Source organism: Mycolicibacterium novocastrense (assembly GCF_001499835.1).
Lineage (GTDB): Bacteria > Actinomycetota > Actinomycetes > Mycobacteriales > Mycobacteriaceae > Mycobacterium > Mycobacterium novocastrense.
This window is the reverse complement of record NZ_LQIH01000056.1, coordinates 222,899-238,590: the sequence shown is the minus strand read 5'-3', so window position 1 is coordinate 238,590 and position 15,692 is coordinate 222,899. Positions and strand designations below refer to the sequence as shown.

Sequence of the window (15,692 nt, the reverse complement as noted above, 5' to 3'; positions counted from 1 at the left end):
CGCCCACACCTCGCCGGTCAACCCCTCTCAGTCCCCCCGCGCCCAGTCCTCCAGCTGCAGCAGCGGCAGCTGCAGCTCGAGCGACTACTGCCACCAACAGCTGTCGACGCACGGCCAGCAGTCGCCTGATGTCCTTCTGGGCGGCGCACCGACCGAGCCCGCGCCCGGCCGCGGTGGCGGCGCACCCGGCGGTGGTGGCGGGGCGCCGGGAGGCGGCGGGGGCGCGCCGTTGATGAAGGTGTTGCCGGGCGCGGGCTCGGTCGGTGCGCCGCCCTGATGGACATCAGGCGACTGCTGGCCGTGCGTCGACTGCTGTTGGTCGCTGTCGTCGCTCGAGCTGCTGCTGCCGCTGCTGCTGCTGGAGGACTGGCCGCTGGTGGACTGAGAGGTGTTGACGGGCTCGTTGTCGGTGATCGGGATCGGCGGGAAGTTCAGCCGCTCCTCGGGGATGTCCGGCGGCGGCACCGGCGGTTGACCGTTGATCAGCAGCGGGCCCTTGGCGCTGTTGAGCAGCGTCGACCAGCCGCCGTTGCCCAGCGTGGCGCCGATGCTGCAGGACACCTGACGACTGCCGGCCGCCCAGCTCGGCAGCGAAATGGTGCTGTAGATCAGCGTCAGCGTGGTGCTGCGCAACTCGATGGGCGCCAGGTAGGCATCCGTCATCCGGGTGCACGCGTCCTTGATGAAGCTGTCCTGCTCGGGCTCGGGCGGCAGCCCCCCGGGGAACCTCTCGGCGAGGTTCACCGCGCCGGTGACCTCCATCGCGTGCGGCGCAGCACAGTCGACAGGGATGTCGGTGGGCTGGTTGGTGGTGGGGTCGATACCCAGGCAGGTGCCCGGCGGCCACACCTTGGACTGGTCGACCTCGGCGACCTTGCCGGAGAACGGCAGCTGCTGGTTGTTGGGCCCGGGCAGCTGCAGCCCGCACAGCATGCGGCGCTCGCCGGATTGGCTCCAGGCCTTGTCTCCGCTCCAGAGCATGCTCACGGTGAAGCGGCTGTTCGGGTCGAAGCGCGGGCCCAGGTAGTTCTTCACGGCGGTGGAGCACTGCTCCTGGCTGATCTGCTGGATGCGCGCGCTCGACGGTGGCGCGGCGTCCGGTCCGTATTCGCTGCCGGGGAAGGTTCGCATGTCCACGGACTCGGCGACCTCGAACCGGTGCTCCTGGCCGCAGTCGACGATCTCGGCGGCGTCGGGTGTGCGGTCGGGCCAGTTGAGGCAGTCGCCGGCCTTGGCGTGTTCGAACGTCTCATTGCCCCGCGGGCCGAGGGAGATCGTGCTCGCGGTCAGCCCGCTGGCGCCGTCGGTCTGCGGCAGGGCGGTGATGAGGCCCGCGATCAGCAACCCGCCCAGAGCCGTCAGCACCAGCGCCCGGCGCGTCGGCGTGGCGTGCAGACTGGTCCACCACGCCACCCGCTCCGACGCCTGTGTGTCGCCTTGCTGCGGGTCGGCGGGGTCGTGCTCGCCGAACGGGCGATCGGGTGCCTCCAACATCTGCTCCATTGTGACAGGCGTGTCAGGTGCTGTGACAAGTGATGCAGTTGTAAAGTTATGCGGTTGTGCTGGCCTGGGGAATCGACCAGTAGGGTTGCGCCCGTGATCGACCTCAAGTTGCTGCGCGAAAACCCGGATGCGGTTCGTGCCTCGCAGCGCGCCCGCGGCGAAGACCCGAGCCTCGTCGACGCGTTGCTCTCCTCCGACTCCGCGCGCCGGGCCGCGGTGTCGGCGGCCGACAATCTGCGCGCCGAGCAGAAGGCCGCGAGCAAGAAGGTGGGCAAAGCTTCACCGGAGGAGCGGCCCGCGCTCCTCGAGCAGGCCAAGCAGCTCGCCGAGAAGGTCAAGGCCGCCGAGGCCGCGCAGGCCGACGCGGCGAAGGCGTTCACCGCGGCTCACATGGCGCTCTCGAACGTGATCATCGACGGGGTGCCCGCGGGCGGCGAGGACGACTTCGTCGTGCTCGACACGGTCGGTGAGCCGCCGCGTATCGACGACCCCAAGGATCACGTCGAGCTCGGCGAGTCGCTGGGCCTCATCGATCTCGAACGCGGGGCCAAGGTGTCCGGCGCGCGGTTCTATTTCCTCACCGGGGCAGGCGCTCTCCTGCAACTCGGCCTGCTCCAACTGGCGGTCAGGCTGGCCACCGAGAACGGGTTCACGATGATGATCCCGCCGGTGCTCGTGCGCCCAGAGATCATGGCGGGCACCGGTTTCCTCGGCGCCCACAGCGAAGAGGTCTACCGGATCGAGTCCGACGACCTGTACCTGGTCGGCACCTCGGAGGTGCCGCTTGCCGGATATCACGCCGACGAGATCCTCGACCTGTCCGGCGGGCCGCTGCGCTACGCGGGCTGGTCGTCGTGCTTCCGGCGCGAAGCAGGCAGCCACGGCAAGGACACCCGCGGCATCATCCGCGTGCACCAGTTCGACAAGGTCGAGGGCTTCATCTACTGCAAGCCCGAGGACGCCGAGTCCGAACATGAGCGGCTGCTGGGCTGGCAGCGCCAGATGTTGGCCGATATCGAGGTGCCGTACCGCGTCATCGACATCGCCGCGGGCGATCTCGGGACCTCCGCGGCGCGCAAATTCGATTGTGAGGCTTGGGTTCCCACCCAGCAGACTTACCGTGAGCTGACCTCGACGTCGAACTGCACGACTTTTCAGGCACGCCGGCTGGCGGTGCGGTACCGCGATGAGAACGGCCGCCCGCAGATCGCGGCGACGCTGAACGGAACGTTCGCGACGACGCGGTGGCTGGTGGCGATCCTGGAGAACCATCAGCAGCCCGACGGCAGCGTCCGGGTACCACAGGCGTTGAGGCCCTATGTCGGTACGGACGTGTTGACGCCGGTGCACTAGGGCCGGCGGCCGGATCGGATTTGTTTCGCACGCGCCCACCGGGGTAAAGCATCGCAACCCAACCCTAGGAGGCGCCGTGAAGGCGATGGTTTACCGCGGCCCGTACAAGATACGGGTGGAAGAAAAAGACGTTCCGCCGATCGAGCATCCGAACGACGCGATCGTGCGGGTGACGCTCGCGGCGATCTGCGGTTCGGACCTGCACCTCTATCACGGGATGATGCCCGACACCCGGGTCGGGATGACCTTCGGACACGAGTTCATCGGCGTGGTCGAGCAGGTTGGGCCGTCGGTCCAGAACCTCCAGGTCGGCGACCGGGTCATGGTGCCGTTCAACATCTTCTGCGGCTCGTGCTGGTACTGCGCGCGTGGACTGTACTCCAACTGCCACAACGTGAATCCGAACGCGACCGCGGTCGGGGGCATCTACGGGTACTCCCACACGTGCGGCGGATACGACGGCGGGCAGGCCGAATTCGTACGGGTTCCGTTCGCCGACGTCGGCCCGGCGATCATTCCGGACTGGATGGCCGACGAGGACGCGCTGATGTGCACCGACGCGCTGGCCACCGGTTACTTCGGCGCGCAACTGGGCGACATCGTCGAGGGTGACGTCGTGGTGGTGTTCGGCGCCGGTCCGGTCGGGTTGTATGCGGCCAAATCCGCGTGGCTGATGGGTGCGGGCCGGGTGATCGTGGTCGACCACCTCGAATACCGGCTGGAGAAGGCCCGCGCCTTCGCCCATGCGGAGACCCTCAACTTCGTCGAGTACGACGACATTGTCGTCGAGATGAAGAAGACCACCGGCTATCTCGGCGCCGACGTCGCAATCGACGCGGTGGGCGCCGAGGCCGACGGCAACCTGCTCCAACACGTGACCGGCGCCAAGCTCAAGATGCAGGGCGGTTCTCCGGTCGCGCTGAACTGGGCGATCGACTCGGTGCGCAAGGGCGGCACGATCTCGGTGGTGGGGGCCTACGGGCCGATCTTCTCCGCGGTCAAGTTCGGCGACGCGTTGAACAAGGGGCTGACGCTGCGGATGAACCAGTGCCCCGTCAAACGGCAGTGGCCGCGGCTGTTCTCCCACATCCAGAACGGCTACCTCAAGCCCAATGACATTGTCACGCACCGTATCCCACTCGAGCACATCGCCGAGGGATACCACATTTTCTCCGCCAAGCTCGACGACTGCATCAAGCCGGTCATCGTGCCCGACGCCGCCTGAGGGGGATCAACATGACCTATACCGCTGACCATCCACCCGTCCCGGCTTCCGACGATCTGCGCGCCCGCATCCCGGGTTGGGGCGCCGACCTCGACCCGGCCGACAGGCCCTCGGTGCCCAAGCTGAAGCCGGTCGAGACCGGAGCCCACTGGGATTTCCCCGAGCGCCAACCCGAGAAGTGGCCGAGGGAGCGGTCCATTGAGCACCAGTTCCTCACACCGGTGTTCGGCACGTCCACGCCGCCGCGGGGGCTCTCGGGTGCGATCCGGCGCTACTCGTATCGCACGTACAGCGAGGGCCGCGCCGCGCACTGGCTGCTGCTGATCCTCGCCGACCGTGTGGACGCCGTCGAGCACCACCTGCGATCGCTGCTCAGCCTGCGCCCGGACAACCCGATCACCGAGACCGGCGTCAAAACCGAGTTCACCCACAACGGCATGGCCGCGCGCGCGAAAAGCAAACGGGCCGACGCCAATCACATGTGGATCCGCTGATCGTGGGCGGCCCGTGGGTGGCGACGGCCGGGGTGGGGCTGCTGGCGGCGCGCCGGCTGCGCCGCAACCGCGGCTAAGGCTTGAACAGCTCGTCGAGGACTTCGATGAGCTGGTCGGGGTGTTCGGGCGTGAACGCCGGGCGCCACCGGTTGCCGTCGACGTCGAGGGTGACGAGCGTGTCTTTCAACGGCCTACGCACGTCCAGCGGCAGCCAGCGGCGCAGATCCGAACTGCCCCAGAACCGGTAGCGGTGCACCCAGTTCAGCGGCGATACGGTGTACCCGCGAATCAACCTCAGCGGAATGATCTTCGACGTGCCCGAGGGGAAGTGGTACCGGCGCAGCGTGACCGCCTCCCGGTCGACCTGGATCATGCCGTCGTCGTAAAGTTGTTGCGGAACCGTCACTTTCGCTTACTCCGCAACTCGTGGCCCTTGGTGGTCAGGCAACGACCGTTCTGCAGATTCCACTGCCACCCGTGCAGGTTGCAGGTCAGCGTCGAACCCTCCACGACGCCGAACTTCGACAGGTCGGCCTTCAGGTGCGGACACCTGCGCTGAATCTCCCAGCCGTCCAGGGTGATCGATGTCGAGTCGTCGTGCGCCTCGGCGAACCAGCCGTCGGCGTATGCGATCCGCTCGTCGGTCAGGCACTTGAAGAAGGTGTACAGGTACTCGTTGTATCCGCCGACCCGCCATGCCCGGAACCGCGTGGACAGGAAGATGGTGTTGACCCAGTCCGGCTCGTTGTCGCGCAACACCGTGCGCACCAACTCCGGCGGAATCGCGAAACCGTAGCGGAACTTCTCTGCGGCAACGGCTTCGCGCACAATGCGTTTGGGGAAGTCGAGGACCACCGTTTCGGAGCCGAGCCTCAACTCGACCGGGTAGCCGATACCGTCGCAGATCTGATCGCTCTGGATCATGATCGGCTCGAATGCCGTGCGCAGCGGCTCCAGTAACGACTCGCCCGCCGCGTCGGCCCAGCTCGCCTTCTCCGCGGCCAGCACCGGCGCCATCCGCTCGGCATAGTCGGCGATGTAGTCGGCCTTGCCGGTGGTGAAGATCGCCTCCACCTCGGCCTCTGGCAGCGGGTGGTTCAGCGAACCCAGTTGTGAGCCGGTGAATTCGGCCGTCGAGCCAGGAATCAGCAGCAGCCCGCCGTCGTGGCCGTGTGTGCGCATCTGGTCGAGGAACACCATCTGGTCGGGGAAGATGTTGGCCGGATCGTCGTGGTCGTCGTTGAGGTCGCGCAACTCCGGATCGAGGAAGCACGGCGGGCCCGCGGACGGGATGACCCAGCTCGCCCCGACCTGCGCGATGTACTGCCGGCAGCGGTCCATCTGACGCTGACGTTTCTGGATCCCGAACGCCTCCTTGGCCCGCGCGGGCATGTCGTAGACCATCGGGTACCAGATGGCGCCCGAGTACTGGAGCATGTGCACGTCGACGTGGCCGAAGTCGGCGTGCACGACATCGAGATCGACGGGCCGGGCGTCGTTCATGTTGAACGCCACCGTCTCTGAATCGTCGACGATGAGCCCGGAGTCACCGATCGGGCCGTCGGCGGGGGCGCGCAGCGCGATGATCATCACACCCAGATCGCCCTTGGGCCCGGACACGGTGTGGCGCACCGAGTCGGTCGTCTCGAAGAACCGGTGAAAGCCCAGCTTCTCGAGTTCGCGCCGCAGATCGGGCACCGGATAGTCCGGTAGCAGAACAACGGCGTCCTTGTTGACGTGCTCGCGCAGCAGCTTGGGGTCGAAGTGGTCGCGGTGCAGGTGCGACACGTACAGGTAGTCGCAGTCGCCGAGCGCGTCCCAGTCCAGGGCGCTGTTGTCGGGGAACGGGAACCACGATGCGAAGTACGCCGGATTCACCCACGGGTCACACAGGATGCTCCCGGCCGCGGTGTCGATGCGGAAACCCGCGTGGCCGATGCTGGTGACCTGCACAAATACCCTTCCTGCCAAGGTGGCTGCTTGCGGCGATTCTAGCCGCCGCAAGCCCCTGCTCGTCCCACGCGGGGCGGCACCGGTTCCGAGCGCCGCGTGCGGAGCGCCGTGCAGGTGCAGCGTCGACGGACTCGGCACCGCCGACCTCGAAGGTCGCCCCGCCGCGCGACTAGGCTGCCTGATGTGGAACCGGTATACGGCACCGTCATTGCGCTGGCGCGACTGATCTGGCGCGTGCAGGGGCTCAAATTCACGGTCACCGGTGTGGAGAACCTGCCGAGGACCGGCGGCGCGGTCATCGCCATCAATCACACCAGCTATTTCGACTTCACCTTCGCGGGGCTCCCCGCCTACCGGCAGGGCCTCGGGCGCAAGGTGCGGTTCATGGCGAAGAAAGAGGTCTTCGACCACAAGATCTCCGGGCCGCTCATGCGCAGCCTGCGCCACATCGAGGTGGACCGCGACAGCGGCGCCGACTCGTTCGCCCAGGCGTGCCAGAAGCTCAAGGAGGGTGAGCTGGTCGGCGTCTACCCCGAGGCGACGATCAGCCGAAGCTTCGAGATCAAGGAGTTCAAATCCGGCGCGGCCCGCATGGCCATCGCCGCCGACGTGCCGATCGTCCCGCACATCGTCTGGGGCGCCCAGCGGATCTGGACCAAGGGACATCCCAAGAAGATGTGGCGGCCCAAGGTGCCGATCACAGTGGCGGTCGGGGAACCGATCCCGCCGACACTGCCGGCCCCGGAGTTGACCGCGCTGCTGCATTCGCGCATGCAACACCTGCTGGAGCAGGTGCAGGACGAGTACGGTGCGCATCCGGCCGGCGAGTTCTGGGTCCCGCACCGGTTGGGCGGTGGCGCGCCGACGCTCGCCGAGGCCAACCGGATGGATACGGAGGAGGCGGCCGAGAAGGCGGCCAGGCGCGCCCAGCGTCCCGACCCCAGCGGAGCGACCGGGTAGCCGCCATGGAGCCGGTCTTCTACACGCTCGAGGTTCTGGTCAAGTCGGCGGTCAGGATCAATGGCTACAAGATCAGCTACCGGGGCCTGGAGAACATCCCCGCCGCCGGGGGTGCGGTGATCGCCATCAACCACACGAGCTACGTCGACTGGCTGCCCGCCGCGCTCGCGGTGCATTACCGCAAGCGGCGCCTGCGCTTCATGATCAAAGAAGAGATGCAGGACGTGAAGGTCGTCAGCTTCCTGATCCGCCACACCGGCACGATCCCGGTGGATCGCCGTGCCGGGGCCGGGGCCTACGCCGTGGCTGTCGAACGCCTGCGCGCCGGTGAGCTCGTCGGCGTCTATCCGGAGGCCACCATCAGCCGAAGCTTCGAGCTCAAGGACTTCAAGACCGGTGCGGCCCGGATGGCTCGCGAAGCCGACGTGCCGATCGTCCCGCTCATCGTGTGGGGCGCGCAGCGGCTGTGGACCAAGGATCATCCCCGGCGTCTGCGTCGCAACAGGATTCCGATCACGGTGCAGGTGGGTAACCCCGTACGGGCCAACGAGACGATGGAGCAGACGTTGCAGGATTTGCGTTCGGCGATGACCGAACTGTTGCACGAGGCGCAGCGCGACTATCCCCACCCCGAAGGGGCGCACTGGGTGCCGCGCCGACTCGGGGGCTCCGCACCCACCCTGGACGAGGCGAAGGCGCTCGACGAGGCCGAACTGGCCGAGCGCGCCCGCAGACGTGCCCTGCGCGAAGCCAAGAGTCGCCGGTGATCCCCGGCCCGCGGTGGTCAGCACCATGAACACGCCCCTGCTGATCGCCTCCGACGTCGACGGGACGTTGCTCGACGACGACGAGAAGGTCTCTGCGCGCACCAGGGCCGCGGTCACCGCCGCGGTGGAGTCGGGCACGGAGTTCGTGATCGCCACGGGACGGCCGCCGCGATGGGTGCAACCGGTCGTCGACGCGTTGGGCTTCGCCCCGATGGCGGTGTGCGCCAACGGTGCGGTGCTCTACGACCCGGCGAACGACCGCATCGTGTCCGCGCGCACGCTGAGCACCGACGATCTCGCCGAGCTCGCCGAGATCGCGACGCAGGCAATCCCGGGGGCGGGTCTTGCCGTCGAGCGGGTTGGCAACAGCGCCCACGACGCCGCGACCCCGCAATTCGTCAGCTCGCCCGGCTACGAGCACGCGTGGCTCAATCCGGACAACACCGAGGTGTCGTTCGAGGACCTGCTCAGCGCGCCGGCGATCAAACTGCTCATTCGTAAGGCGGGCGCGCGCAGCTCTGACATGGCGGCCACGCTCACCGATCACATCGGCCACGTTGCCGATATCACGTACTCGACCAACAACGGCCTGATCGAGGTCATGCCGGTCGGCATCAGCAAGGCCACCGGGGTCGCCGAAGTGGCTGACCCGCTGGGCATCAGCGCCGATGCGATCGTCACATTCGGCGACATGCCCAACGACGTGCCGATGCTCCGATGGGCCGGCCTGGGAGTCGCCATGGGACACGGCCATCCGGCGGCGCTGGCCGCGGCCGACGAGGTCACCTCGACCAACAACGACGACGGTGTCGCGCGTGTGCTCGAGCGTTGGTGGGCCTAGGCCTCAGGTGCTGATCGGCGGGGTGAATCGCTCGAGTTGCACGGGTGGGGTGTCGAAGTCGGGCTTGGGCAGCTCCACGGGGATCCCATCGAAAACCCGTGTCACCGTGCCCTTCTCGCGGTCGAAGTTCAGCGTGCCGTGCTGGAAGTTCTGCACGATCCACAACGGCTCCTGAATTTCGCCGCTGGTGGGCAGTCCGAGTGCACCGCGTTCGAAACCCAGTGCCCCCCAAGCCTTGTAGATCTCGCCGGTGACAGGCTCGGCGCCGCTCTCCGGTGACCAGTAGATCGCCCCGCGTTCGAACGTGACATAGCGGGCGCCGTTCTCGCCGGAGGCCTCCAGCGACGTGGGTCTGCCCAGCGGGCTCTTCATCGCGCCCATGGCTTCCCACTTCGCGAATATCGCGCCCCCGCGCAATGATTCGGACAGGTCGTCGGGCCCCGGCGGCTGGTTGAAGCGTGCGGCGATGTCGCGGATGTGGTCCATCAGCGCGTACGCGGCGTTACCGGGGCACTCGGTGGCGCCGACGTCGCGGTGGGTGAAGATCGCGGGCAGCAGCGGTGTCGCTCCGGTCGGGAACTTCGAGAACGAGCCGCCGCCTGAGGCCAGCACCACGGTGCCGCGGGGGTCGACGTGGTCCAGGCCGAGTCGCCATCCCAGCAGCCGGGCCGTGGTGCGCAGCTGAATCGGGGTCGGGGGCACCATCTCGAAGTTGCCCATCATCGCCACACCCCAGGTGTCGCGGTTGAAGCCTCCGGTGTGCGCACCCTCGACGGGTCGGGTGATACCGCCGGCGCGTCCCTCGAAGACCTGTCCGAACTTGTCGACCAGTGCGTTGTATGCGATGTCGCACCAACCCAACGTGCGGGTGTGGTACTCGTAAATCGAGCGGATGATGCCCGCCGAGTCCTGCGGGGCGTATTCGTTGCTTCCCGCGGTGTGGTGCACCACCCCCGCCCGGACTCCGAAGTCGAGCCGGGGATCTCCACACCGCATCGATTCGTCGGCGCCCCACTGCGCGCGGTTGATGATGTTGGGCGGGACCCCGGGCGCGCTCACCGCCGACGGGGGAGGCAGCGTGTCGATCGGCGGCGCTTGCGGAGGGCTGATCAGCACCGCATTGAGGTTCTGCCCGAAGGAGTGCTCGGTGTTCGCCGGGACGTAACCCAGCTCCGGGGTCGTGGGCGCTGCATCCGGGGTCTTCGGCGCGTCGGGCGGGCGGGTCACCGCGATCTGCACCGTGGTGGTGCGGCCCACAAACACGGGCTCGGTGCCGACAGGCCCCTCGGTCGGAGTGTCCGGCCCGACACCTTCGAGGGGTTCGGCGTCGTACCACGGGCCCCAGGTGCCGTCGGCCTTCTTGGCGCGCACCCGTGCAGTGGTTCCGGTGAAGTCCTGTGCGGTCAGTGCCACCAAGGAGAACGGTGTGTCCTGGTGGATCTCGCGGATCGTCTCCCCGCCGCCGAGGCCGGTCAGCGGTTGCTGCGCCAGTTGCGGCGCCTCGGTGATCGCTTCGTCGTCACCGTCGCCGGGCAGACCGAACAGCGCCATCGGCAACATCACGACCGTCGCCGCAAGCGCGGTGAACAGCAGCGATGGCGGGGGACGGCGAGTCGGCACGGACTGATGTTACGTATGTGCCAGGTGATGCTGGTGGTGCGACACGGTTCGGAGCAGAACTAATCGACTGCCAAACCTGCACCGGCACCGCAGAGCCGAAGCGGCTTCTGCGGTGCCGTCTGGTGACAGGTATTTAAGCGCCGGGTGCGGGTGCCGGCACGGGGGCCGGAACCGGGGGCACCGCAGGTGCGCCGGGCGGCTTGGCCGCCGACATGATCGCCGGCATCACCATGCCCTTGAGCAGGTCGATCGCCTGCCCCGCGCCGAGCTGATCGGCCATGCTGGACAGCTCGCCGATGATTCCGCCGCTGCCGGAGGTGCCGGTGGCCGCGGGCATCGTCGCCAGCGAGGGATCGCCGAGGATCGGATAGGTGCCTGCGGCCGGATCCAGCCCGATCGGCGCCGCGATCGGCACCTCGCTGGGAGCCGGCAACCCGGTGGCCGACGAGATCGGCGTGGCGCCGAGCGCCGGATCGGTCAGCGCCGGCGGCGTCGACAGTCCGGGCGTGGTCAGGCCCGGCGTGGTCAGGCCGGTGTCACCGGTCGGGCTGGTCAGTGCCGGGCTGGTCAGCGCGGGGTTGGTCAACGCCGGATCGGTCAGTGAAGGTGCGGTCGCGGTGACACCGGGAACCGTCGCGCTCGGGGCCGTCAGGCTCGGAGCCGTCAGGCCGGGCGTGCTGAGCCCGGGCGCGGTCAGGCTGGGCGACGTCAACTCGGGCGTGGTCAGCGCCGGTGTGGTCAGCCCCGGAGACGTCAGCGTGGTGGGCGAGCTCGATCCCGTCCCGGTCAGCATGCCGGTCGGCATCGGCGGAAGGTTGATGCCGAACTGCGAGAGGCCCTGGGACAGGGCGGACATCAGCTCGTTCGGAAGATCGGTGATCGTTGCCGCCTGGACGAATTCGCGGTGCTGGGGGGCCGGCTTGGTGGCCTCCGACAGCTCGGTCACGGCGACTACTGCAGCGGGACTCGCGACTGCCAAGGCCAGGACTGCGCTCGTGGCTGTCGACAGCCTGCGTCGACGTCGGTTCGGCACGGAAGTCTCCTCAATACATGGGCTACGACTATTAGTGGTCGCTTTGTGGTTCGGCTAGGCGGTTCAGGTGAACAGCCCAGGTCGTGCGCTGTCGGTAGTCGGGACCGACGTGATCGACGGTACTGGTGTGACTTCTGAGGCGAAAGTGACGATATGTAATCGTGAGCCGATCGCAATATTCGGCTCCTGTCGGATTCGGGCGCGACGGTCGCGGTCGGATACCCTTGCTGCCGATGACAGCTCGCTTTGACCTTATTGTCGTCGGCTCCGGATTCTTCGGCCTGACGATTGCCGAGCGCGTGGCAACCCAGCTGGACAAGCGGGTTCTCGTCATCGAGCGCCGCCCGCACATCGGCGGTAACGCCTACTCCGAGGCCGAGCCGCAGACCGGCATCGAGGTGCACAAGTACGGCGCGCACCTGTTCCACACCTCCAACACGCGGGTCTGGGACTACGTGAATCAGTTCACCGAGTTCACCGGATACCAGCACCGGGTGTATGCCATGCACGGCGGGCAGGCCTACCAGTTCCCGATGGGGCTGGGGCTGGTGTCGCAGTTCTTCGGCAAGTACTTCACTCCCGATGAGGCGCGACAACTGATCAGGGAGCAGGCCGCCGAGATCAAGACCGAGGACGCGCAGAACCTCGAGGAGAAGGCCATCTCGCTGATCGGGCGTCCGCTTTACGAGGCGTTCGTGAAGGGCTATACGGCCAAACAGTGGCAGACCGATCCCAAAGATCTGCCTGCGGCCAACATCACCCGGCTTCCGGTGCGTTACACGTTCGACAACCGCTACTTCAACGACACCTACGAGGGGTTGCCGGTCGACGGCTACACCAAGTGGTTGGAGAACATGGCCGCCGACGACCGCATCGAGGTCCGGTTGGACACCGACTGGTTCGACGTCCGCGACGAACTGCGCGCCCAGAACCCCGAGGCGCCGGTCGTTTACACCGGGCCCCTCGACCGGTACTTCGACTATGTCGATGGCCGGTTGGGGTGGCGCACCTTGGACTTCGAGATGGAGGTGCTCGACACCGGGGACTTCCAGGGCACGCCGGTGATGAACTACAACGACCTCGATGTGCCCTACACCCGGATCCACGAGTTCCGCCACTTCCACCCCGAGCGCACGTACCCGACCGACAAGACGGTCATCATGCGCGAGTTCTCCCGGTTCGCCGACAACGACGACGAGCCCTACTATCCGATCAACACTGAAGCCGACCGCGCGTTGCTGGCCGCTTACCGGGCCCGGGCCAAGGCCGAAACCGCTTCTGCCAAGGTGTTGTTCGGGGGCAGGCTGGGGACCTACCAGTACTTGGACATGCACATGGCCATCGCCAGCGCGCTGAGCATGTACGACAACACACTCGCACCGCACCTGCGCGACGGTGCGCCACTGACCGAACCGGGCCCAGAAAGCAGTAGCGCATGAGCGAGATCCCCTCCGGCGCATTGGAATCCGCGGAATCCAAGGCGGTCAGCCTGCTGGCCCGTGTGATTCTGCCGCGTCCAGGCGAACCCCATGACGTCCGTAAGCTCTACATCGAGGAAGCGGAAACCAACGCCAAGCGCGCACACGCGCCCTCGCGCACCGAACTCGAGATCGGCACCGAGTCGCAGGTGTCGTTCGCGACCTATTTCAACGCGTTTCCGGCGAGCTACTGGCGGCGTTGGTCGATTCTGCAATCGGTGGTGCTGCGGGTCGAGCTGACCGGCAGCGCGCGCGTCGACGTCTACCGGTCCAAGGCCACCGGCGCGCGGATCACCGTCGGCGGTGCCCCGATCGTCAGCGAGCGCGACGGCGAACCCGCCCATGTCGAGTTCGAGGTCGAGCTGGGCCCGTTCGAGGACGGCGGTTGGATCTGGTTCGACATCGCCACCGACGCCGCCTCGACATTGCACCACGCCGGCTGGTACGCGCCGGTGCCCGCGCCGGGCCGGGCCAACATCGCCGTCGGCATTCCGACCTTCAACCGCCCCGCGGACTGTGTCAACGCGCTGGCGGCGCTGACGTCGGATCCGTTGGTGGACGGGGTGATCAGTGCCGTCATCGTCTCCGATCAGGGAAACAACAAGGCCAAGGACCATCCGAACTTCGGCGAGGTGGCGGCCGCCCTGGGGAACCGGTTGACCATCCACAATCAGCCCAACCTCGGCGGCTCCGGCGGCTACAGCCGGGTGATGTACGAGGCGCTGAAGAACACCGACTGCGAACAGATCCTGTTCATGGACGACGACATCCGCGTCGAGCCCGACTCGATCCTGCGGGCGTTGGCGATGAACCGGTTCGCAAAGACACCGACGCTGGTCGGCGGCCAGATGCTCAACCTGCAGGAGCCCTCGCACCTGCACGTCATGGGCGAGATGGTCGACTCCGAGAACTTCATGTGGACCAACGCGGTCAACACCGAGTACGACCACAACTTCGCCAGACACGCTCTGGCGGACGAGGATTCAGAACGCAGCAAGTTGCTGCACCGGCGCATCGACGTGGACTACAACGGCTGGTGGATGTGCATGATCCCGCGCCAGGTGGCCGAGGAACTCGGCCAGCCGCTGCCGCTGTTCATCAAGTGGGACGACGCCGACTACGGCCTGCGCGCCGGTGAGCACGGCTATCCGACCGTCACGCTTCCCGGCGCCGCGATCTGGCACATGGCGTGGAGCGACAAAGACGACGCGATCGACTGGCAGGCGTACTTCCACCTGCGCAACCGGCTGGTCGTCGCTGCGCTGCACTGGGACGGCAACGTCAGCGGGCTGATCGCCAGCCACCTCAAGGCGACACTCAAACACCTACTGTGCCTTGAGTATTCGACCGTCGCGATTCAGAACAAGGCGATGGACGATTTCCTGGCCGGGCCCGAGCACCTGTTCTCGATCCTGGAGTCGGCGCTGCCCGAGGTGCGCAAGATGCGCCAGGAGTATCCGGATGCGGTGGTACTGCCGAGCGCGGCTGAGCTTCCGACCCCCTCGGACAAGCGCTGGCGCAAAAAGGTGCGGATCCCCACCAATGCGCTGGCCATCTCGACGCGGTTGTCACGCGGCGTCATTCACCAGCTGCGGCCGCATGACCCCGAACACCATCGGCGGCCCCAGATCAACGTCGCCACCCAGGATGCCCGGTGGTTCTCGCTGTGCCGGGTGGACGGCGTCACCGTGACGACCGCCGACGGCCGCGGTGTCGTGTACCGCCAGCGCGACCGCGAGAAGATGTTCGAACTGCTGCGGGAATCGCTCAAGCGCCAGGCGCGGCTCGCGCGCAAGTTCAACCGGATGCGCAAGGTGTATCGCGAGGCGCTGCCGACTCTGACTAGCAAGCAGAAGTGGGAGACGGTCCTTCTGGAGTCGTCTGCACATGGATGAGAGCTCGCTCCTGCGCCCTGCGGGCGAGGACCCGGCTCGTCGCCCGCGAGACCAGCGCGGCGAGGAGGCCGCTCTGGTCGCGGTGCAGTCCGCGCTCGGTGACCGCCCCGCGGTCCTGTCGGTCGCGCGCGCACTGTCCCATTTCGGCGAGCACAGCCTGGGGTGGTTGGCAATCTCCCTGTTGGGAGCGCTCTTTCAGGCCGACCGTCGGCGCGGGTGGCTGACCGTGGGCGCCGGTGCGTTCGCCGCACACGCCGCCGCGGTGCTGATCAAGCGGGTGGTCCGCCGCGAACGACCGCACCACCCCGCGATCTCGGTCAACGTGGGCACGCCGAGCCGATTGAGCTTCCCGTCCGCGCACGCGACGTCGACCACGGCGGCGTCGGTGCTGATGGCCAGGGTCACCGGGCTGCCGCTACCGGCGCTGCTGGTACCGCCGATGGCGTTGTCGCGGTTGGTGCTCGGCGTGCATTACCCCAGCGACGTGCTCACCGGCATCGCGGTCGGGGCCGTCGTCGCCAAGGCCGTCGGCACGGCGGCCGACCGCGCCGAAGGAAACGCATGAGCATC

The 15,692-nt window shown here is 67.4% G+C and carries 13 protein-coding genes and 1 pseudogene; 9 read left to right on the top strand and 5 right to left on the bottom strand.

The genetic code is table 11. From position 1 onward, the window contains the following. Positions 1-84: 84 nt before the first annotated feature. Positions 85-1,503, bottom strand: coding sequence for a septum formation family protein (locus tag AU072_RS24410; protein WP_064416117.1), 1,419 nt, complete (start codon positions 1,501-1,503; stop codon positions 85-87). 93 nt (positions 1,504-1,596) lie between these two features. On the opposite strand from AU072_RS24410, the gene serS reads away from it, so the two are divergent. The 3 genes and pseudogenes from serS (at position 1,597) to AU072_RS24395 (ending at position 4,652) form a co-directional block, all read left to right on the top strand. After that, positions 1,597-2,856, top strand: coding sequence for a serine--tRNA ligase (gene serS, locus AU072_RS24405; RefSeq protein WP_064416116.1), 1,260 nt, complete (start codon positions 1,597-1,599; stop codon positions 2,854-2,856). Between the two features lie 76 nt (positions 2,857-2,932). Then, positions 2,933-4,081: a zinc-dependent alcohol dehydrogenase gene (locus AU072_RS24400; RefSeq protein WP_064416115.1), complete on the top strand. Its 1,149-nt coding sequence runs from the start codon at positions 2,933-2,935 to the stop codon at positions 4,079-4,081. Positions 4,082-4,092: 11 nt separating this feature from the next. Next, positions 4,093-4,652: pseudogene (locus AU072_RS24395) on the top strand (hypothetical protein). Here the strand turns inward: AU072_RS24395 and AU072_RS24390 are convergent. Together AU072_RS24390 and AU072_RS24385 are read right to left on the bottom strand one after the other, a co-directional pair. Next, positions 4,649-4,981 carry a hypothetical protein gene (locus tag AU072_RS24390; RefSeq protein ID WP_064416114.1) on the bottom strand — a complete coding sequence of 111 codons (333 nt, stop codon included), beginning with the start codon at positions 4,979-4,981 and terminating at the stop codon, positions 4,649-4,651. The pseudogene AU072_RS24395 and the gene AU072_RS24390 overlap by 4 nt on opposite strands. Continuing rightward, complete coding sequence (locus AU072_RS24385; protein WP_064416113.1) at positions 4,978-6,528, bottom strand: MBL fold metallo-hydrolase; 1,551 nt, start codon at positions 6,526-6,528, stop codon at positions 4,978-4,980. The genes AU072_RS24390 and AU072_RS24385 overlap by 4 nt, the downstream gene beginning before the upstream one ends. A gap of 183 nt (positions 6,529-6,711) precedes the next feature. Here AU072_RS24385 and AU072_RS24380 point away from each other — a divergent pair, with 183 nt between their 5' ends. The 3 genes from AU072_RS24380 to AU072_RS24370 are packed head-to-tail and all read left to right on the top strand — an operon-like array spanning position 6,712 to position 9,096. After that, positions 6,712-7,488 (top strand): lysophospholipid acyltransferase family protein, encoded by a 777-nt coding sequence (locus AU072_RS24380; protein ID WP_064416112.1) that lies wholly within the window; start codon positions 6,712-6,714, stop codon positions 7,486-7,488. Positions 7,489-7,493: 5 nt separating this feature from the next. After that, positions 7,494-8,255 (top strand): lysophospholipid acyltransferase family protein, encoded by a 762-nt coding sequence (locus tag AU072_RS24375; RefSeq protein WP_064416111.1) that lies wholly within the window; start codon positions 7,494-7,496, stop codon positions 8,253-8,255. Between the two features lie 25 nt (positions 8,256-8,280). Further along, positions 8,281-9,096: a Cof-type HAD-IIB family hydrolase gene (locus tag AU072_RS24370; protein ID WP_064416156.1), complete on the top strand. Its 816-nt coding sequence runs from the start codon at positions 8,281-8,283 to the stop codon at positions 9,094-9,096. Between the two features lie 3 nt (positions 9,097-9,099). Here the strand turns inward: AU072_RS24370 and AU072_RS24365 are convergent, their stop codons facing one another. Together AU072_RS24365 and AU072_RS24360 are read right to left on the bottom strand one after the other, a co-directional pair. Next, on the bottom strand, positions 9,100-10,656 hold the full coding sequence (locus AU072_RS24365) for an N-acetylmuramoyl-L-alanine amidase (protein WP_407937625.1): 1,557 nt from the start codon (positions 10,654-10,656) through the stop codon (positions 9,100-9,102). Positions 10,657-10,849: 193 nt separating this feature from the next. Further along, positions 10,850-11,749 (bottom strand): hypothetical protein, encoded by a 900-nt coding sequence (locus tag AU072_RS24360; protein ID WP_064416109.1) that lies wholly within the window; start codon positions 11,747-11,749, stop codon positions 10,850-10,852. A gap of 224 nt (positions 11,750-11,973) precedes the next feature. Here AU072_RS24360 and glf point away from each other — a divergent pair, with 224 nt between their 5' ends. From glf to AU072_RS24345, 3 genes are read left to right on the top strand one after another with little or no spacing between them, the layout of a single operon-like run. Beyond that, the gene (glf, locus tag AU072_RS24355) at positions 11,974-13,188 is read left to right on the top strand and encodes a UDP-galactopyranose mutase (RefSeq protein ID WP_217266020.1); all 1,215 of its coding nucleotides are present in this window, start codon (positions 11,974-11,976) and stop codon (positions 13,186-13,188) included. Then, the gene (locus tag AU072_RS24350) at positions 13,185-15,122 is read left to right on the top strand and encodes a glycosyltransferase (RefSeq protein ID WP_064416107.1); all 1,938 of its coding nucleotides are present in this window, start codon (positions 13,185-13,187) and stop codon (positions 15,120-15,122) included. Before glf ends, AU072_RS24350 begins: the two co-directional genes overlap by 4 nt. Further along, positions 15,115-15,687 (top strand): phosphatase PAP2 family protein, encoded by a 573-nt coding sequence (locus AU072_RS24345; RefSeq protein WP_064416106.1) that lies wholly within the window; start codon positions 15,115-15,117, stop codon positions 15,685-15,687. The genes AU072_RS24350 and AU072_RS24345 overlap by 8 nt, the downstream gene beginning before the upstream one ends. The last annotated feature ends 5 nt before the right edge of the window (positions 15,688-15,692 follow it).

Bases quoted from the DNA above. Each gene is read 5' to 3' on its own strand.
- AU072_RS24365 (WP_407937625.1), bottom strand. From the start codon at position 10,656: ATGTTGCCGATGGCGCTGTTCGGTCTGCCCGGCGACGGTGACGACGAA.
- AU072_RS24345 (WP_064416106.1), top strand. From the start codon at position 15,115: ATGGATGAGAGCTCGCTCCTGCGCCCTGCGGGCGAGGACCCGGCTCGT.
- AU072_RS24370 (WP_064416156.1), top strand. From the start codon at position 8,281: ATGAACACGCCCCTGCTGATCGCCTCCGACGTCGACGGGACGTTGCTC.
- AU072_RS24350 (WP_064416107.1), top strand. From the start codon at position 13,185: ATGAGCGAGATCCCCTCCGGCGCATTGGAATCCGCGGAATCCAAGGCG.
- AU072_RS24375 (WP_064416111.1), top strand. From the start codon at position 7,494: ATGGAGCCGGTCTTCTACACGCTCGAGGTTCTGGTCAAGTCGGCGGTC.
- AU072_RS24410 (WP_064416117.1), bottom strand. From the start codon at position 1,503: ATGGAGCAGATGTTGGAGGCACCCGATCGCCCGTTCGGCGAGCACGAC.